This window comes from Nonomuraea sp. NPDC001684, from assembly GCF_053596515.1.
The window spans coordinates 9,885-28,571 of the sequence record NZ_JBSFGJ010000080.1; the positions used below are offsets into that span (position 1 = coordinate 9,885).

Annotated in this window: 9 protein-coding genes; 4 read left to right on the plus strand and 5 right to left on the minus strand. The window is 65.8% G+C overall.

Annotation, left to right across the window (positions count from 1 at the left end):
* Window positions 1-440 precede the first annotated feature (440 nt).
* From drmC to drmD, 5 genes are read right to left on the minus strand one after another with little or no spacing between them, the layout of a single operon-like run.
* Window positions 441-1,160, minus strand: a complete 720-nt coding sequence (gene drmC, locus ACWCSD_RS17430; protein WP_449916003.1) for a DISARM system phospholipase D-like protein DrmC — start codon at window positions 1,158-1,160, stop codon at window positions 441-443.
* Window positions 1,135-3,171: a DrmB family protein gene (gene drmB, locus ACWCSD_RS17435; RefSeq protein WP_449916006.1), complete on the minus strand. Its 2,037-nt coding sequence runs from the start codon at window positions 3,169-3,171 to the stop codon at window positions 1,135-1,137. Before drmB ends, drmC begins: the two co-directional genes overlap by 26 nt.
* Window positions 3,171-6,917, minus strand: coding sequence for a DISARM system helicase DrmA (gene drmA / locus ACWCSD_RS17440; protein ID WP_449916009.1), 3,747 nt, complete (start codon window positions 6,915-6,917; stop codon window positions 3,171-3,173). The genes drmB and drmA overlap by 1 nt, the downstream gene beginning before the upstream one ends.
* On the minus strand, window positions 6,914-10,963 hold the full coding sequence (locus ACWCSD_RS17445) for an Eco57I restriction-modification methylase domain-containing protein (RefSeq protein ID WP_449916011.1): 4,050 nt from the start codon (window positions 10,961-10,963) through the stop codon (window positions 6,914-6,916). The genes drmA and ACWCSD_RS17445 overlap by 4 nt, the downstream gene beginning before the upstream one ends.
* The gene (drmD, locus tag ACWCSD_RS17450) at window positions 10,960-14,130 is read right to left on the minus strand and encodes a DISARM system SNF2-like helicase DrmD (protein ID WP_449916013.1); all 3,171 of its coding nucleotides are present in this window, start codon (window positions 14,128-14,130) and stop codon (window positions 10,960-10,962) included. The genes ACWCSD_RS17445 and drmD overlap by 4 nt, the downstream gene beginning before the upstream one ends.
* A gap of 95 nt (window positions 14,131-14,225) precedes the next feature.
* Between drmD and ACWCSD_RS17455 the strand changes: the two genes are divergently transcribed.
* From ACWCSD_RS17455 to ACWCSD_RS17470, 4 genes are all read left to right on the plus strand, one after another.
* Entirely contained in the window at window positions 14,226-15,296 is a 1,071-nt protein-coding gene (locus tag ACWCSD_RS17455) for an ImmA/IrrE family metallo-endopeptidase (protein WP_449916015.1), read from the plus strand.
* 14 nt (window positions 15,297-15,310) lie between these two features.
* A complete protein-coding gene (locus ACWCSD_RS17460; RefSeq protein ID WP_449916017.1) occupies window positions 15,311-16,048 on the plus strand; it encodes a hypothetical protein in 738 nt (245 codons plus the stop codon).
* A gap of 674 nt (window positions 16,049-16,722) precedes the next feature.
* Entirely contained in the window at window positions 16,723-17,133 is a 411-nt protein-coding gene (locus tag ACWCSD_RS17465; protein WP_449916019.1) for a hypothetical protein, read from the plus strand.
* Window positions 17,134-17,172: 39 nt separating this feature from the next.
* Window positions 17,173-17,802, plus strand: coding sequence for a hypothetical protein (locus ACWCSD_RS17470; RefSeq protein ID WP_449916022.1), 630 nt, complete (start codon window positions 17,173-17,175; stop codon window positions 17,800-17,802).
* The last annotated feature ends 885 nt before the right edge of the window (window positions 17,803-18,687 follow it).

Consider the following 18,687-nt stretch of genomic DNA (forward strand, 5'->3'; position numbering starts at 1 on the left):
ATGAGCATGCGTCGAGCATCCACCCCGATATCGATGGGTGTCCTCGACGCCCTATGGCGAGGCTTTGACCATGCGATCTATACCCGTTCGATGTATTTTGGCTCGGGTCGCCGCCAATTGGAGGCCGGATGCAGCAGTGGAGAGTATCCGCAAGGAACTATTAATGACTACCTCTTGAGTTGTGCAGTGCCCCAACCGGGGCGCCAACTCAGACCGTGTGTACGAGTTTTGAAGCTAGGCAGGGATGCGGCGGAACGATCGTCGCGGTCTCATTGCTCTGGCGAACGACCGGATCAGGTAACACGTGGTGGATTCTTGAGCGATACTGGCGTAATACTCAGAAGCCGGGCGAACTGATCGCGTGTCCTCGAAATATGTCGGCTCGCTGGGTCTCCCGTGGATCCTCAGGATCCGTATAACGGTCCCGACCATCACACAATTCACGCATCGATGCGTTCGAAGAGGCGATCTGCGACGCGGCGGAGTTCTCGCTCGATAGATTCGGCGAGTGTCGCGTCGTCTATCCAGAGGCCGAATTCGACGTTATCCCGCTCGGCGCTCCAGGAGAAGTTTGCGCTGGTCGTTATGAGGAATCGGTGATCGACGACAAGGAGCTTCGCGTGGTTGCGCACATAGCGCCCGTCGAATTCTCGGGTGCGCATGACTACGCCGCCACGTAGGTGGGCGGCTATCTCCTCAGCCGACGGCGACTGGGCAGCCCGGGTGTCGATGTAGACACGCAGCTCGATCTCGGGGCGACGCGCAGCTGCGGCCAGGGCGTCCCACAGGGCTGAGCTGCGTTGGAAGTTGAAAGTCGAGCAGGTGACGGATTGGCGGGCGCTGTCCACCAGGCGGGGGATGGAGCTGGTTAGCCGTCCAGCCTGAGCGAGGCCGCCGGGCATGGTCCACAGCGGGTCGAGCGCCGTCGAGTGCGACCGCGAGCCCTCGATGGCCCGTAGGATCGGCACGACGCCACCGGCAAGCTGCTCCAGAAGAGGGCGGATAGACAAGCGCAGTCCGGGCGGAACCGCGCGCAGGGCCATGGTGAGTGTCTCACCGTGGACCAGCCGGTCGGCGAGCTCGCGCGCCTGGCTCCCCGAAAGCAGACGGCCTAGCTCTGCCGCCGCGTCCCCATCAGCTGACGTGGTCGAAGAAACCAAGGCCCTCACCACAGGGTAGGTCGAGGAGAAAACGTCTGTCGAGGAACCGGTTGGCCCGCTCGCACGAAGTTTCCGACGCCATCGCGCAGCAATGGCAGGCCGCACCGTGTAGGAAATCTTCGTTGTCGCGAGGTGTGCGGTTGGCGCAGATCGGGTCCGAAGAGCAGCGCTCGGCCCGGTAGAGCGCGCCGTTGACGAGCTCGGCGAGCCGTTCAGGCTGGCTGAGCTGGACGAGGCCGCCGAGCGTGCCGTCGCTGTCGGACGCCGTCGTGCAGATAAGCAGACCGGCCGATGGCGGCCGGCCCTCGGCCGCTGGCCAGGCATAAAGCCGCTCGCTCAGGCTGGCCGCGCCGTACCCGCAGGTCAGCGCCGCCTCGCGAATGATGACGTGCGCGAGGGTGTGCACCAGCCAGTAACGCGGCGGCTTGAGGCGCGAATCCGGTTCGACGCTCTTCGCCGTCTCTGAAAACCGCCGCCAGAAGTTGCGCCGGTTCGCGTCGCGGTGCGCCGCCCACAGGCGTGACTTCAAGACGTGGCCCTCCCAGTCAGCGACGGCCGCCTCGTCGAGCTGGAGGAAGATGCCCTCGCCGCGATCTTCGGTGGCGACGGTCCATTTGGGGCGCTTGCGGGTGAGGGGAACGAGCCGCGACGGCAGGTCGCCCGCGCGGTCCATGTCGTCCACGCGAGTGAAGCCCACGAGGGCGTTGACCTTCCTGAGCTTCTCGACGGCGAGAACTCGGGTGATCTTCTTGGGCAGGTGGGCGTCCCGGTCGCGCCAGGAGAGCACCAAGCCGCTTGCCTCGTCGCGATGCCCAGCGCCAAGCGGGTCTTTTTGGAGATAAATCCACTCCGGAACGAGCAGGTCAACCGGATCCCAGACGCGCAACCGTTCGGCCTGCTCCTCAACCGTAACCACGGGCTGTGCGGCGGCCACGAGCAGGACGTCCAATTCGTCATCGGAGGCGCCAGACAGGTCGATACCCTGGTTCCTCAGCAGGCGGCGAAGCGCCGATTTGGGCCATGTGACGGCGTCAGGGAGATCTTCTCCGAGTGCGGTCCTGACGTCGTCGGCTCGGCTCGTAGCCTGCTCGTCCTTCGTCTCTGGCATCACAATGATCGACTGAGTGGCAGGGAACCAGAGGTTGGAAGCGCCCACCAGCATCAACCGCGTCTCCAGGCCGCACTCGTTGTCCTCGAAAGCATCCAGATGGGGGTGGCGCCCCCGGCAGCCGGGAAGCTTACGCCGATCGTTCTGGGCCTCGTTCATGGGACGGCGAGCCTGGCAGGCGGCGCATTGGATCGTGGCAGAGGCACCCTTGCCGGCCGTCCGGTCGGTCATCTTAAGTACCGGCCGTTCGGCTTCCGGGCACGCCTGCCAGTGATGCACCCAATGGTCGTAGGGGAACTCGTCGAGGTGCCCCTGCTCGCAGACGAGCAGGTAACGAGCGGGTACGGCCGGCCGCCTACTCTTCTTGCCGCCGGTTTGCTTCTGCCTTTTCTCGCTTTTGCGCCCTGGGCAGCCGACATGCTCGAAGATCGCCAAGTCGGGTCGGAACGGGTGGGTGTTGGTGTATTCGAACTGGGCGAGCCCACCGAGCATGTCGCAGCCGGTACAGCGCATCCACTGAGGGAAGATCCGCGATGGAACCCCGAGGTCGTCTCCCTCGGCCGAGCGGTTCGACCGCTTGGGTTGCCAAGGATGCGGACGGAGTTGCACGTCTGTCGCGCCGAGCATCATCCGGACAACTTCGCGCAGCCGGGGCGCCTTGATCTCGGGTACGCCATCGCGGCGCGCCCAGATACGCTCCCAGTCGTCCAAGCCAGCTGGCATCACGGTGAAGTTTGGCAGGTCCATGATCGAGCCTGGGCCGTAGGTGTAGAGCAGCGAGGACGGGCGCGCCGATCCCACCTTTGCCCTGTTCTTCTTGATGCCCTCATCGTTGAGCCGCTCCACCTCGCCGAGCGGATCGAGCGCCTGGGCGGGGTCATGGATGAATCGATCGTCGTGCATCAGATCATCTCCGGGAGCTGCCACTGCGGTGTCCCAGGCGGCTCATGGTGTCTCAGATTCTCTTCGATCGGGCTGACCAGCAGGTTGATCTCCGGCTGGACCTCACGCATGGAGTTGGCCACGACGAAGGGGGCCGCATCTCGGCTGTTGGCAAGCGCCTTGGCGTTCTCCGCGCCAATCATGAGTGGCGCGTACTGCCCGTGGTCGGAGACTTTCTCGTAGACCAGTACCTTGCGGTCGGACACCACCGATGAGCGACGGGCACGCCACTGGTCCAGCCGGTATCCCAGCCGACGCCGGACCGTCTCCGCTGCGGTGGCGTCCGCGGTGGCCTGCGCCGCCCAGGCGCATCGTTCGGCGAGCGCGTCGACGAGTTCCTCGGCAAATCGATCGAACTGCTTGATTCGGTCGGCGCCCTGTTCTGGCGAGAGCCCGTCGCGCGCTGGCGCATGAAGTACCCGAGCGGCGCTGACCAGCACGCCGTCGAGACCGCGCTCAATCGAGGTGATCGAGAAGGGTGTCACTGACAGGGCCTCGACCTGCGCGTAGAACGTCTCGTGATAGTGCCGGAACTGCTCGAAATGCGCCAGATCCCTGGGCCGCGCCCAGTTGCTCAGCGCGAGGACGAGCCCCGGTTTGCCTTCGCTCCGCCCTACCCGGGAGGAAGCTTGGATGTATTCCGCAGTGTTCTTCGGCTGCCCGACCACGAGCATCAGCCCCAGCCGTCCAACGTCCACGCCGACCTGCAACATCGAGGTCGCGTTCACAGCATCGAACGGCAGGAACGCACGCTGCGGCAGACTCTCGCCAGCCTCGCGACGCTTGGCACGGTCGGCCCGCCCCTGAGACGAGTCGTCGGCCGGGTCGAACTCGACGCCCATCTGATCCAGTGTGCCAGTGATGTCGGAACTGGAGACCCGGGCGGTGAGCTCAGCGATATGCAACCTGCCGAAGTCGGTGCCGGTCCGGCGCGGCAGCGCCGACCAAGGCCGCCCCTTGGACAGAGCGGTCTGCACGTCGTCGCCGAGGTACCGCGTCATGCCCGCCAGCTCGCGCGTGGCACTGAAGTAGCTGACCAGTGTCATGTATGGGTCCGCGGTCCTACCAGACCGATCTAACAGCAGCTGGCCTGCGGCCATGAGGACTTCAGCGGCTCGAATCTCAGCGGTGGTGAGCCGTACGCCTGTTGTGCTCAGCCCTACATACAGACGCCCCGGCTTGTCCCTGGTGACATCGGCTTCCTTGGAGAAGAACGTCGATCCGGCATCCAGCACTCGAGGCGGGAAGATGGACATGTCGCGCCCGTACAGGGCGCGGACCTGGTCGGCGGCGTTGCGCGCAGTAGCGGTAGAAGCAACGATCAGTGGCCGGACACGGCGACCGTCGGCTGTCCGCCAGCTAGCCATGACGTCGATGGCGGTCTCGAAGAGCCCGACTGTTGTGCCGAGTGAGCCGGTGATGAGGTGCAATTCGTCCTGGATGATCAGATCTGGGGGCCGGAGCCGTGGCACGTGCCGCTTGCCCGCCGCGGGCAGGCCATGCTTAGCCGGGTGCTTGCTGCCTTCCTGGATAGTGCACCCGGGGTAGTCAGGGTGGACGAAGCCGTGCCGATCACACCGCTGAGAGACGTAGCCGAATAGCGATGCCGCTTCACCCTCGCGGGCGAGCCGGGCGAACTTGTCGACCGTGGCGATGAGGAACGCCGGCGCCAGCCGGTAGATCTCCTCGTCGGTGGTGAGGACCGGTAGTCCCTCCTCCACCTCGCCGCCCTCTGCGAACGGACATTCGGCGAACTCGTCACCGCAGTAAACGAAAACTCGGCGCCTGTCGTCGTTGGGAGCCTTGACGTTGCCAACTCCGATCTTGGTGCCGCACCAGGGACAGCGCTGTGTCTGCAGCACGGTGAGCCGCCTGCGGCCCTTGGTGGCCTTCTCGATCTCGTTACGCGCCTCCGAGACCCGCTTGGGGGTGACGTCCGTCCCCACCCACAGGCCGATGCGGAACGGCTCCTGACCCCACGTCGCGGGGTCGGCCCGGCGGGTGAGCTCGGCCGCGCACACCAGCGCTGCGGCTCGCTGGAACTGTTGGGAGGTCAGCAGCCGCAGCGTGTACCGCATCAGCACGGTCACTCCGGCGTCGCCATCCAACGTCGCAACCAAACCCTGGCGTCTGCGGATCGCGAACGCGTACGCGGCCAGGCCCAGGTAGGCCTCGGTCTTGCCGCCACCGGTGGGAAAGAACAACAGCTCCGCCTTTGCCGCAGAGCCGTCACCGCCGCGCCTCGGGTGCGCCGGATCGGTGAGCGCGGGCAACTGCATAAGGATGAACGCAATTTGGAACATGCGCCACGAGTGAGGGAACTTCCCGTTCAGTACCTGCTCGCGCGCCTCGTTAACAGTGAGGTTCTCATTCGCCCCGCGTCTGGCCGCAACCTGGGTGCGGACGCGCTGATCGGCCATCACGTCGTTCATGAACGCGAAGCAGCGCTGTACCTCCGGGTCGCCCACGAGGAGCTCCAACCCCTCGGTGAGCTGTCGGTGGACGAAACGGGCCTCGTCCACCGCCTCCTGCCCTACCAGGAGCAGATGCGCGGGGAGGGCCTGAACTCGACCGTCCTGCTCATCGAGCCAGGCCGCGTATCCGTCCACGATCGGGCTGAGCCCCTCCCGCAGTTCCTCCGGGCTCGCCTGTGCGAGCTTGCGCATGTCGAGCAGCGCGCCCTCGATCAGCTCCGCATCGACTGGTGGCGTCTCGCTCATCGGCAGCCACGTCGTCCACACACGGCTTGCCCGCCGCCCGCCTTTGGACGCTTCCCAGTCAGCCGAGCAGGTACGCCCATGCGCGAATTCCAGCCGGTCGCGGTACTGCAACTGCAGGCGGCGCAGCTCGTCATCGCGCTCCAACCACGCATCCGCCTCCAGCACGTCGGTAACCGGCAGGAAGACCTCGGCGCCGTCCGCATGCACCTCGACTTTCGTCTGGTAGAGCCAGGCATTGACAGGGATCCGTGTTTCCGCTTCTCTGTCGTTGCAGAGCGCGATCTCGATGATCACCCGGTCGCGCGCGGTGTCGTCGAACCGGTCGATCCGGAGCACCACTTTGTCCTTGAGGGAATACGTCTCCGTCTGGCCATGCTGTAGATCGGCTACCTTGATCTTCTGTGCGATCCCAACAGGAGTCCGCTGGTAGCGACGATGCGACCGCGCGTCCTTGGCCTCCTCTTTCAGCGTTTCGTAGACGCCCCACGAAGCGACGACCGTGAACGCCTCGAGCTCGGCCGGGATCTGGCAGCGCAGCCCCATGGACGCAGGGATCACTAGTCCCCGGCGCTGCGGGTCGTCCTCGACGCCGGTGTCCTCATCCGCGGTGGCTGTGGTGTCGTCGACCGCGGTGAGCGGCACGCCCCGGTCGGCGTGGATATCCTCCGCGTCGCCCACGTCGGTTAGCTGCTCGCCGGTGTCGGCGTCCACTAGGTCCCGCGCTTGCGGGGAGCCAGTCTTGCGTGTGAGCCGGACCGGCGCGATCCGTCCCACCAGATAGGCGACGTCCGGCGGGGCATCCAGGATCTCGTGCGGGCCATTCGTCGGGCCGAGGAGCTCACGCTCCAGGATGTTTGCGAGGTTGGCCCGGTCTGTCCAGGAGGTGCCGTCGGGTTCGTGCTCTAGCCGGTACGGCTTGCGCTCCGGCCTGGCGGAGGCGCCGGAGCCATCGGCGGCCTGGCCACCTGGCATTCCCGGGGTGGTCACGCGTCGCCTCCCTCGTCCAGGTCGTGCTCGTCGGCAGGAGGCGGAGCAGCGCCCTGCTCGCCGGCGCGGCGCAGGTTCTCCTCCAGCAGCCTATCGAGGATCTCCACGCGGGCCTCCGGGGACACGGTCCATCGGGTCATCTGCCGATAGGTGTGGAAGCCGTGATTGAGCGGGAGATCACCCCATCCGTAGGCGTCCATGACGGCCTGGTCCAGCTCGACGTGGATCTCCCGCATGCGCGCCACATCCGGCTCACTCGCGTCGAGGACCTCGGGGTCGTTAACCAGGTTATAGAGCTTCGTCAGCCCGAGCTGCCGCCGCAGCATGATCTCCCGCCGCTCAATGTCCAAAATCCGGCTAATTTCGGTCAGGCGCTCGTTAGGCTTCGGACGGGGAAATGTGAGAAATACGTCAGACGGAGTGTAGACCGGGTCTCCCGTTCTCGTGGAGCCTCTCACTTGGGCCCACAGCCGATGAGGAGTTGACGAAAGGACCGCCAAAAGTCCCGGATCTTTTGAAACAAAAACAACCAGCTTTTGGTCCAGCACCTGGCGCGCATTAACCATCAGCGATATCTGGGTAGAGCTGGTTTGCGTCAGAACAATGACCAACGCATGCCCCAGGTCGGCGATTGCCATTCGCATCGCAGGACTTCTTCTCCAGAAGAGCCACCAAGGAGCTCTCCGAACAGCAACATCCCTATTCCCTAGGCGCTCCTCCCGCACGGCTGCCAGTACACGGCGGAATGGCAGATCATACTGCCCTGCTTCCGGCTCAGAGCGCTCATTGAAATCAATCACCCATCGGGAAGCCGAGGCGTCTGGACGGGAGTTGAGATCCTTGCCGCCAAGGTAGGGGAACAGCACCTCGGCGTTCGCTGGATCCGTCTCGATCCAGGACGCTGCCTCATCTGGTTCGAGAACGAACCCCATGCCACGAGGATTGCAGCCCTGGAAGGCGATGCCCAGGTTCTCTGCGAGCCTGATCGGTGTGCCTTCGACCCGTCCGGCGGGTTCCAGCAAGGTCGAGATCCGTCGGACCTCGATGTCGTCGGCGACCCGAGGCAGCGAGTCGGGGATGCGCTCCTTCGTCCCCCAGACTGCGGCGTACTCCAGGTTGACGGTTGACACCGGCCAGCTGCGGCTTTGGATCGACCGTGTAATAGTGAAGCCGTCATCCACCATTCGATCGAGGCCGACCTCACGAGTGGCACCCTGAGCAAGCGTGTTGGTGGCGATGAGACCGAGGTTGCCCTTTGACGTCAGCAGCGCCATGGCCCGGAGGAAGAAGTAGGCGACCAAGTCGGCGCTACCCTTGGCCCCGTCAGCGAGCACGTTAACGAACCAGTCCCGGACGTTGGTCCCCATGGTCCCGGTAAGCTTTTGCCCACCCAGGAACGGCGGGTTGCCGATGATGGCGTCAAAACCGCCACGTGTCATCACGTCCGGAACCGCGATGATCCAGTGGAGCGACTTCCAACGTTTGTAGTCGGTGGGGACGGTCGGGGTGAGCCCGGCCGCCAGGATCGACTCCAACATGCCCCAGTTTGGCTCTTCGCACGGCGCCGGATGGGCGAACTCGAGGGCGACGCGCAGGTTTTCGTACACCTCGCGGAGCTGTTTGCCCGGCTTGCCGCCAACCCGGAGCCCGGCGGCTATGACGCCGTCGGCGATGTCGGTGAGCTGGGCGACGAGCCGCTGGTAATCGCCCAACTGCCGGCGCTTGGTGGCCGCGGAACGCTGCGGGTCGCGGTCGTCGACCTCAGTGGCGAGCTGCTGCCGCAGCCGCGCGGCCTTGGCCAGCACTTCGTCCACGTCGATCTCGAACAGGGTCGCCGGGGGATCCCCCAAGGGATCGATTTGGCGTGCCTTCAGCTGCCGCGCGTCGGTAATCCCGAGCAGCGAGTTGCCGAGAAGGATCTTGTCGTCGACGAAGGAGAAGGGCAGCTTGGGGTCGAGGGAGACCAGCCACAGCGACAGCTTGCACATCTCCACGGCCATAGTGTTGATGTCTGCGCCATACAAGCAAGTCGCGACGACCGTACGTAGGGCGTGGACGTGCAGCTCGTGCGGGGTGCCGGACGCGACGTCCGCCTCCCTCCAGGCCTCCATAAGCCGTTCGGCGAGGTAACGCGCTGCAGCCACCAGAAAGGCGCCGGAGCCGCAGGCGATGTCGGCGATCTTGAGGTCGAGGATCTGCTCAGGCGAGACGAGTCGCCACTTGCTGGAGTCGGGCTCGGTGTGTGGTCCCGGCTTGTAGACAAGCGGTTCCAGCGCGTGCCGTACGACCTCCTCGGCCAGCGAACGCGGCGTGTAGTGCGCACCCGCGCTCGCCCGCGACGGCGTCTCGATGACGAGCACACCGCCCGGTTGCACCATGTACGGCCGTCCACGCAGATCGCGGCGGATCAGCCCGACAAACGGGCGCAGCCGTTCCCGCAGCTCCTCATCGGTGGTGACGGCGCGCAGGGCGTGCTCCACATCTTCCGGCATGGCGTCGCGGGCCTTGACCAGAGTGGCCTCGCTCGGCGGCTTGGCGGCGGGCTGGTCCTCCTTGGCCCAGGAGACGAGGGCCTTGGCGAAGGATTTCGCGTCGGACCGGGAGGCAGCGAGCCGTTCAAGGACTGCCAGGGGAACCTCGGGTTCCTCCCCGGTGTGCAGAATGTGGCCCGTGGCCGGATCGGTCCTGCCGGAGCCGATGAGGCCGACGGTGACCTCGTCCACGGCGGCGGCCGAGTAACCCAACAGGCCCTCGTAAATATAGCCGATCTGCTCCACGTCGATGTCACGGAAGGAGATCCGGCGCCCCCCTTCCCCCCTGATCTGAGCGACCTGGACAGCGCGCAGGACCTCGATCATGACCCGGTCGCTGACGGTGATGGTCAGCGTGTGTTGCTCGGTGCGTGCCAGTAGGAAGGGAAAGCGGGCCGGGTCAAATAGCGAGCCGCCATAGGCGGGCAGACGCAGGTCCTCGAAGGTCGCGCCCTGATAGAGGGTCTGGGAGGTGGCCAGCAGCCGATGCCAGGTGAGCGAGGTCGCATCTAGCGCCTCTGCGCCCTCGTCCCGCAGCCGGGCGTCCAGCTCGTCGAGCCGGTCGGCAATGCCATACCCCTCGGTGAAGACACGGCCGTCCGGCAGCAGCCCCCGTTCCTCAGCGAAGAGCAGGAAGACGACGCGCATCATGATGGTGACAGCGGCCTCGTAGACCTTGGCTGGATCGTCGGGCAAAGGGGCGAGGCGACCGCGTCTGCGGGCCTCGATGGCGGACTCGGAGAAGGCCTGCACGAGGAGTTCGACGGCGCGGCGCACCTGGGTGCCGAGCGCCTCGGTGATCGCCTCGGCGGCCGTTACCGACTCGGTGAACAGGGCTGGCAGCCTGTCGGCCGCCTTGCCGCCCGCTAACCGGATGGGCGAGAGCAGCTCGAAGAAAGCGTCGCGGACTTGCGGTTCCTCGATCCACGTCTGCGCGTCGATCATGCCGGAAGCGGCCAGGCCTGCGTTGGGCGCGGAGACGAGTGCCCACCAGCGGCCGTCGGTGACGACCCCGATACCCACGCCGGCCTTGCGGAGCAGCTCTTCCATCCGGTCGATCGGGCTGGTTGCCCAGCCGTCGTCCAGCGATTCGCGTAGCGTCTGAACCGGGTCTGTCACCAGCACGAGCGCGAAGCTCTCGCCGCCGCGGACGAACGCGCCGGTGGGCCGGACGGTGACGCGGTGGTCGGGCGAGCGGACCTCGACGCCGTTCGCGCCTGGCCGGTAATTGTCCTTCCAGCGCAGGACGTCGCGCAGAACGATCTCCACCCAGGAGTCGCGCGCGTCGCAGTAGAGTGCGAGCGCGGCCTCATCATCTGGCCTGCTGTCCTGCTTCTCCCACGCCTGCTCGAAGCCGGGCCTGGCGTCCCGCAGCGTATCGAGTACGGTCCGAGAGGCGGGGGGCATGCCCTGTGGCCAAACGCGGCGCAGCGGCGGAATGGCGAGGAACGGCCCTTCGGTGTCGACCAGAGTGAGCCAGGACCGGTGCAGCCAGTTCGAGTCGGACGGGTTCATGCGAGCTCTCCGTCTGCGTCGGCCGGAGTGAGGACGAAGACGACTGCGGCGGCGGCGACGTGCGGACGGATGTCGGCGTACCGCTCCTCGATCGCGGCGATCTCCCGCGCCTCCTCCTCGCCCAGGCTATCGAGCCGATCCTCCATCGTGCGCAAGTCGCGGCGGCGTTGAGCCTGCTGGTCGTCGACGTAGAGCATGCTCTCCTCCTGCTCGCGAATCTCATCGGCGAGCCTGTCCCTGGACTCGTGCAGGTTGCGGCGGAACGCTGCGAAAATCTCCTTGGCGCGAGCGACGTCGGCCTCGCGGCGGGTCGACAGCGACGCGGTGACCTCTGCCTGCCTTCGCTCCGCCCTGCGCTCCATCGAGTGCAGTAACTTGGCGCGCAAGGCGGAGCCGGGCACGTTCCACTGCTCCGTCAGCCAGCGCCGCGCTGGATCAGGGGCGAGGGCGAGTCCGCCGCGGTCGAGAGCCTCGTCCAGCAGATGTTCCACCTTCTCCTCTGCCATCGCCTGGCCACGCAGCCGCGCCCCGGTCAAGAAGACCTCCTCATGCAGTCGCAACCCGCCCCTACCGACCAGAACGAGCCGGGAGACTGCCAGCACACACGACTGCGGCAGATCATCAATGACGATTGCGGTCACCCGGCGCACCGGGGCATCGGCGCTGAACAGGGACGATCGCAGGGTACGGGCGGCGCGCTGCATCAGCGCATGACCGAGATGGATGTGCACGAGGTCGCTGCGCCCCCTGGCCGCCTCCTCATCGAATGTGATCGGCCGCAGAACGCCGGGATCGAGGCGAGTATCCAGACCACGCACGGCCTGCTGCCAGCCGGGAGCCAGCGCGTCGGGCACCTCGAAGATCTCAGCATCGGGCCGCTCGTCCAGCAGGCTCGCATCGGCTTTGGGGTCGGCGATCCGCTTGAGTGGCGGCTGATGGCTGAGGTCGAGCGCGGTGTCCACCACCCGTCGCATGTTGGCGGGCGTGAGATGCATCTCCTTCTTGCGCTCGCCGTACGTCCGCGACAGTTCGGTGAGCCGGCGGTTGAGCTCGACGCCACCTGCCAGCACCTCCCTGATGATGGCGCTGCCCTCGTCGAGAGCCCTGCGGCGCGGGCTGCGGCCGGTCGGGCCGAAGCGTTCTTGGATGTCGGCGTCGATGACGTTGTTCATCGAGCCGAGGTCTTCGGCGGCCCGGCCCACCTTCACGGCGATCCGCCGCATGAAGTCGAGATCGGCCGCGTATGTACTGGAGTCTGCACTCGGGGCGAGCTGGTAGATCAGCGGGGTCCTGGTCTGGCCATAGCGATCGATCCGGCCAATCCGCTGCTCGAGCCGCGAGGGATTGAACGGAATGTCGAAGTTGACCAGCCGGTGGCAGTAGGTCTGCAGGTCGATGCCTTCGCCTGCCGAGTCAGTGGCAAGCAAGACCCGTACCTTCTCGGCCGCCGGCTCCGCATTGAAGCGGGCCCGGATCGTCTCCCGGTCCTCCTTCGGAGTCGAGCCGCGGATCACCGACAGGCGTCCGCCCGCATAGCCGCGCTGCTCCAGCACTCCCTGGATCCAGGCGAGCGTCTGGGCGTATTCGGTGAAGACAACCACTCGCTCGTTGGACCAGTGCATACCGTCGGGTCGGCAAGTGGCGTCCAGGAAGTCGATGAGCGCCTGGAGCCGGGAGTCGGGACGGTGCTCGTATCCGAAGCCCCAGGTGATCAGATCGTCAATCTCGCCAGGATCGGCGATCAACGGGTGGTCCTTCTTGGACCGACGCAGTGCGGTGAATTCCGGGTGGTCGGCCTCACCCTCCTCCTCATCGGACTGGCCGCTGCCCAGGGTTTCCTGGATGTAGGCGTCCTCGTCCTCAACCTCCTGGGCGCCCGCTGTCGACGCCTGGGTGTACTGCTCCAGGGTGCGCGCGAAGGCGTACGGGCTGGACAGGAAGCGCTTCTTCAGGAGCATGCCCACGATGTCGCCCGACCCCGACTGTCTGGTGGCCCTGGCGGTATCGCGGATGATTCGCTCAAGAATCTCGAACTGCCGCTGCTCCTCCGCCCTCGCCGTGAAGGGGAGCTTCCTGAACTCGCGCGGCACGAAGTCCTTGTCCGTCAGCTGCGTCTTGAGCCGACGCACCGTCACCTGGCGCAGTGCCTGTGTGTCGATGATCGCGCCACGGCTGAACCGGCGGTCGTCAATCATCTCCAGCAATGCGGTGAATGACTCGGTGTAGCCGTTGTGCGGCGTCGCCGATAAGAAGAGCCGGTGCTCGCACCTCTCGGCAAGCGCCCGGACAGCGCGGGTGCGCTGGCTATCGACCGCGTACCCACGCCCGCCGCTGGTGATAGTGGGACTGGGCGGCGCGACGTGGTGGGCCTCGTCGACCACGAGCACGTCGAAGGCGAATCGGCGGGCGCTGCCTGGCTGTCCGGTCTCGCCATACACATCGCGCAGCAGCCGCTGCGCGCGCAACGACGGCAGCCATGCCATCGACACGATCACCCGCGGGTAGAGACGGAACGCGTTGGCGGCCAGGCCGTGGGTGCGGCGAACCTTGGCCAGGAGCGCGCTGTCGACGATGGTGAACTCCAGGCCGAACTTCTCGCGCATCTCGTCCTGCCATTTGAGCATGAGGCTCGGCGGGCAGACGATCACGACCGACCGGGCCCGGTGGCGCAGGAGCAGTTCCTCGACGACGAGCCCGGCTTCGATCGTCTTGCCCAGGCCGACGTCATCGGCGAGCAGCAGGTTGGTACGCGAAGATCGAAGCGCGCGGTCCAGCGGCTCCATTTGGTACGCCTCAACGTTCGCGCCGCTGCGAAAGGGGGACTGGTAGGAGTTGGCGTCGGCGGAGGTGACGGCGCCCCAGCGGACCGCGTCAACGAAGGCGGCCAGCGTGTCGGGATCGTCGAAGTCGTCCGGGTTGACCGTCTCCGGCAGCCCCTGGTCAGGCGCCACGGTGTGTCCGACCTCGAGCTCCCAGACCACGGCGAGCTCTTGTCCGAGCCGGTCCTCTTCCAGCGAGTGCAGCTCGACGACATGCGTCAGCCCCGGCACACTTTCGTCCGCGGGACTGCGCGACAGGCCCTGAGCCCGTACGTAGGCAACCGCCCACACCGAGCCGCGCACGTTGACCACCTGGCCGGGCTCTGGCACGGTCGGCATGTCGGTCATCGACGTCATCCTTTGGTCTCCCCTGACTCCCCTGGCACACAGCCATATAAGCGGATCTCTTGCGTCAACGACAGTGCGCGGGAGAGGCTCTCCCTGTGTCCAGCATCGCCGATCGCGTCAGGGAGCTCATCAGCGTCTCCGAGCTGAGCGAGGAAGCCTTCGCCGCGCAAGCCGACCTCGATAGTGCCGCTCTGGCGGCGGCTCTGTCCGGGCAACGGCCCTTTTCCTCCCTGGACCTCGCCAAGATCGCGGATGCTAGGGAGGAGAATCTTGACTACCTCATTACTGGAGTGCGGCCCAGACTCGACAGCTCGGCGCGCGCCGAGCATGGAGACGCCCGAACCGCTCTGACCGCTGCGCTTCGTTACGCCGCCCATCGCCAGAGCATCGCGGAGATCGGCTATGACCTGCGATGGCGACAGCTCGACGTGCCCGTCGAGCTCAGCGGGTGGCGGCAATGGGGACGGGCGGCGGCGCAGCGCGCCCGTCAGGTCCTCGTAGCTAAGCCTGATCTCGTCGCCGCCGTCGAGGAGAGCTTCGGGGTGGACATCGCCCTGGTCGACCTCGGCGGCGACTTCGACGGCATGGCGGCCTCCGTGGACGACACGAAGATCATCATTCTGGGGACCTCGTCCAACCCATGTCGGCAGCGTTTCACGCTCGCCCACGAGCTTGGACACCTTCTCGCTGGCGACGACCAGGAGATCAGTCTGGACAAAAACATCTTCCTCCAAGGGCGGCAGTGGCGCAGTGACAGCGAGCAACGCGCCAATGCCTTCGCCGCCGTCTTCCTCATGCCGGAAGACCTCCTCCGTGCGCGCGTGGGCAACGCAGGGCTCACCGATCAGGCCTTCGCGGAGCTGGTCACGGAGCTCTGGGTGAGCCCGAAGGCTCTGGCCATCCGGCTCAAGGAGCTCCACTTGATCGACGCTGGCCGATGCGACCGACTCAGCGAGCTGAGCGCGCTCCGAGCGGCCGAGCGAACCGGCAAGACCGAGACCTACGAGGCGATGGTCACCGAGGCTCAGTGGCCCAGACCTCCGCGCTTGCTGGTCCGCGACACGATGGCCGTCTACGAGGCCGGCCGTTCTACCTTGCAACCCCTCGCCAGCCTCCTTGACGAGGACATCGGTGAGCTTGAACGCCGCCTGGAACCCGGATACTGAGCGACGGACACGTGATGCCCCCCTTCTTCTTCCCTGACACGACCGTGTTGAGTAACTTCGCGTATCTGGGTGAGGTCGCGCTCCTCAAGCAGATGCTCGACGGACAGGGGCGATGGACCGAAGCCGTTGCGTTCGAAATCGGTAATGGGGTTAGGTGCGGTCAACCCCTTGACTCGCTCGCCAGCCTTCTTGGCACGGATCCGTGGCTCGGTTCGCCCATCCTGATCACGCGGGAGGCCGACATTGTCGGCGTCGAGGCGCTGCGCCGGCGTGCCTTTGCCGGGCCGAGACTGCGCGGCCGCTACACGGAGCACCTCGGGGAGGCGCAGAGCTGCTATGTCATCCTCAACTGGCCGCAGTTCCAAGGCTCCGCGTGGATCTCCGACGACCGCAAGGCCGTCCGGTTCGGCCGGGCGGAGGGCATCACGACGTACGAGACCATCGACGTGGTGCGCTTGGCGATCCAAAGTGGCCTCATTGATACCGAAACCGCCCGGGACCACATGCGGAGGCTCTGCCAGCTTGGGCGGCCTATGAGAGAGCCAACCGTCGCCGATCTGCTCGCCGTGCCAGGGACTCCGCACTTTGTCTATCCGGGACCTCGCCCCGGCTCCGCCCCCGCGCCTGTTGCAGGAGGTAATCAGTCACAGAGGCTGGCCAGTGGGAATGGCTCTGAAGAGTCGATCTCCGTCCCGCGAGGGCACCAACAGATCGCAGAACAGGCTGATCCCGAACAGATGCCACTCTTCTAGGCCGCGTTTTCAAAGGGTGACGAGGGCCGCGGCGTGGCGGTCATAGGTAATCGACGAGGCCTCCGGTAGTTGGTTCAACGACGAAGAAGAGCCAAATACCGGAGACCTCGTGGCCAGCGTAGCGGTGACGAGGCGGCGCGACCTCACCGATGAGCAGTGGGCACTGGAGCCTGAAGGGTGTCAAAACCAGGCCCGAGGCGTTGATCTGCGCATTCGTGACGGCACCTTGTTGGTTAGCCAGCGCGCTAATACTCGTTGATCAGCCCGTCGAGGACTTGGAGGCCGCACGTACCTGTCCAAGCCTGGTGGCGAGCCGAGCCTGTCATTGGCTTTGGCCGTTTATTGTCAGCAGCGTCCGGTCCACGTCGTGAGCACGACCAGCCAGGTCGTGGACCTCGGAGCCCCGGCGGCTCTTGGCAGCTGACCTTCGTGAGATGGGGCTCGCGCAGGGCGGAGGGCTTGGCGGCGGCGCGGCGTGGATTCAGCCGTGGTGGGCAACACAGAGATGACTCATAGAGCTTCGCGATCGTAGGGCAATGCCTGGGCCGTGGCGGCAGCGCTCGGGTTGAGGAGCGTGAGTCATCGCTGCGGGGCTTTCAGCTTCTGGAACGGCGGAGCACAGAGCCGCCTCATGGGGCCGTTCGCCTCATTCGATTGTTGCGTTCCGCATATGCATGATCACCTTCCGTGACATCATGGGCTGCATGCTGACTGGAAGGGGAACGATGTCACGGTGGGCGAGGGTAGTGCCGGGAGTGTTGGTGGGCGGGTTGTTGGTGACGGGGCCGGTGTGGGCATCCGCACGCCCGTGGACCGACGGGTATGGGCGGCTTGGGACCGTTGAGATCAGTGCCGACCGAAAGCGCGTGATGCTGTGTGATGCGCTCGACGACAAGGACAAGGTGGCCGTGGAGTACAAGACCACGATCGGCCGGACGATCCTGCTGCAGGCAGGGCCCAAGTCGGGGTGTGTCGACGATTCGGTGTTCTTCGGCTCCATCAAGCGGGCCCAGTTCTGTTACGGCCCGGACGTCGATCCCGATGGCGGCACATGGCGCTGGTGCAACCCAGCGCGCAACATCTAGGAACTCCCAGGACGACCGCGAATGACTGAAGGAGCGGGTGTGCTGACCGGGGCCGCTTCCCGTGGGTTACCGCAGCAGGCGCGTCAACGCAGGCCGGCCCTTGCCGCCCTCGCTGTGCTGCTCGTGCTTGGTGGTGCCCTGGCCACGACCCTCCTGGTGATGCGCGCCGACGAACGCATCTCCGTCATCCGTGTCATCAAGAAGATCGGTGCCGGCCAGCGCTTCGACCGCGGAGCGCTGCAGGAGGCACGCATCGCCGATGGGGGAGTCACCTACTGGTCGTGGGCCCAGCGCGACCAGGTGGCCGCCACCGTCGCCACCGTCACCGTGCTGCCCGGCACGCTGCTCACCCGGCCGATGGCCGCGGCGAACGGGACCGGAGCGATCAGCGGGAAATCCGTCAGGATGGGGCTGGCGCTCAAGCCTGGGCAAGCGCCCTACGACCTGCAGCGCGGTGAACGGGTCCAGCTCATCCACGTCCCCGCGCGCAAGCCCGACTCCGAACCGCCCACGCTTCTCGCGGAGGAGGCTGTGGTGGAGAGCGTGAGCTACACGTCCGGATCGGCCAGTCAGGCAACGGTCGTCGTGGACAGTGCCGTTGCGCCTGTGGTCGCGGCCCACGCCCTCAACGGGGAGATCTCCATCGCTGTCGTGCGCACACAACCATGACATCGCGCTGAACGCGCAGATCAATCCAAGAATTGATGGCATGCCATGTTGCGCAGACGAAAGTCTCGTTCGTGGGAGGGGAACAACTCGTCGCACTTCATCCCGATCAATGATGGGATTCCAGCGTGCTCAGAGCTGCCGGATGAGGCTGGGCGGGGACGGCTCGGCGCTCGTTTTGCTCGATGGCTCGACTGTGGCGTGTGATGGTCAATCGCGGACCCGTCCGGCGTTTGCGGGTGGACGGCCGGGAGGCGGTCACGCAGCACATCGACGTGTGCTCGATTCCTGGGTGCAATGACGGCCTTTGCGTTGCCGGTGATGCCATCTCGTTTTCCGGTCGTTTCGTTTGGAGTACCGGTGGTGCCCCTGGATGAGGTGGCCGACTTCCTCTTGTGGTGGGGAGATGTGACGATCCCCGTGTTGTTGGCGCCTTGCGGAATCTCTGTGGCTGCTTGTGAGGAGGTCTGCTGGTTCCCTGACGTGGCTGTCCCGGCTCCGCTGACGGCCATGGCGAGGGCTGCGGCGGTAGTGGCCCCGCCTGCGAGCAACAGAGCCATGGCGCGGATCCGCCCGCGTCGTCGCTCACTCATTCCGGGCATAGCCTGCTCCCGATTCTCCTGATCGCTAAGGTGTCGCAGCCTAATTGCGGGACGGTGCCGGTCGGACAGGCTTTGATCTTCCCTGAAAGATTCGTGGCACTGAGATATGAGGCGGCGGCCTGCATCTACGTGCCATCCGCGCGACGCAGCTACTTGTCGCTTGGCCCATGAAGATGCTGATCAATACAGGGACTGAGGTGCCCAGCAGATTCCGGACAGTCAGCTATATAAGCTGACAGAAGTCTGGAAGAGGTAGGTACGTGACGAGGCGTCGTAGGCAGTTCTC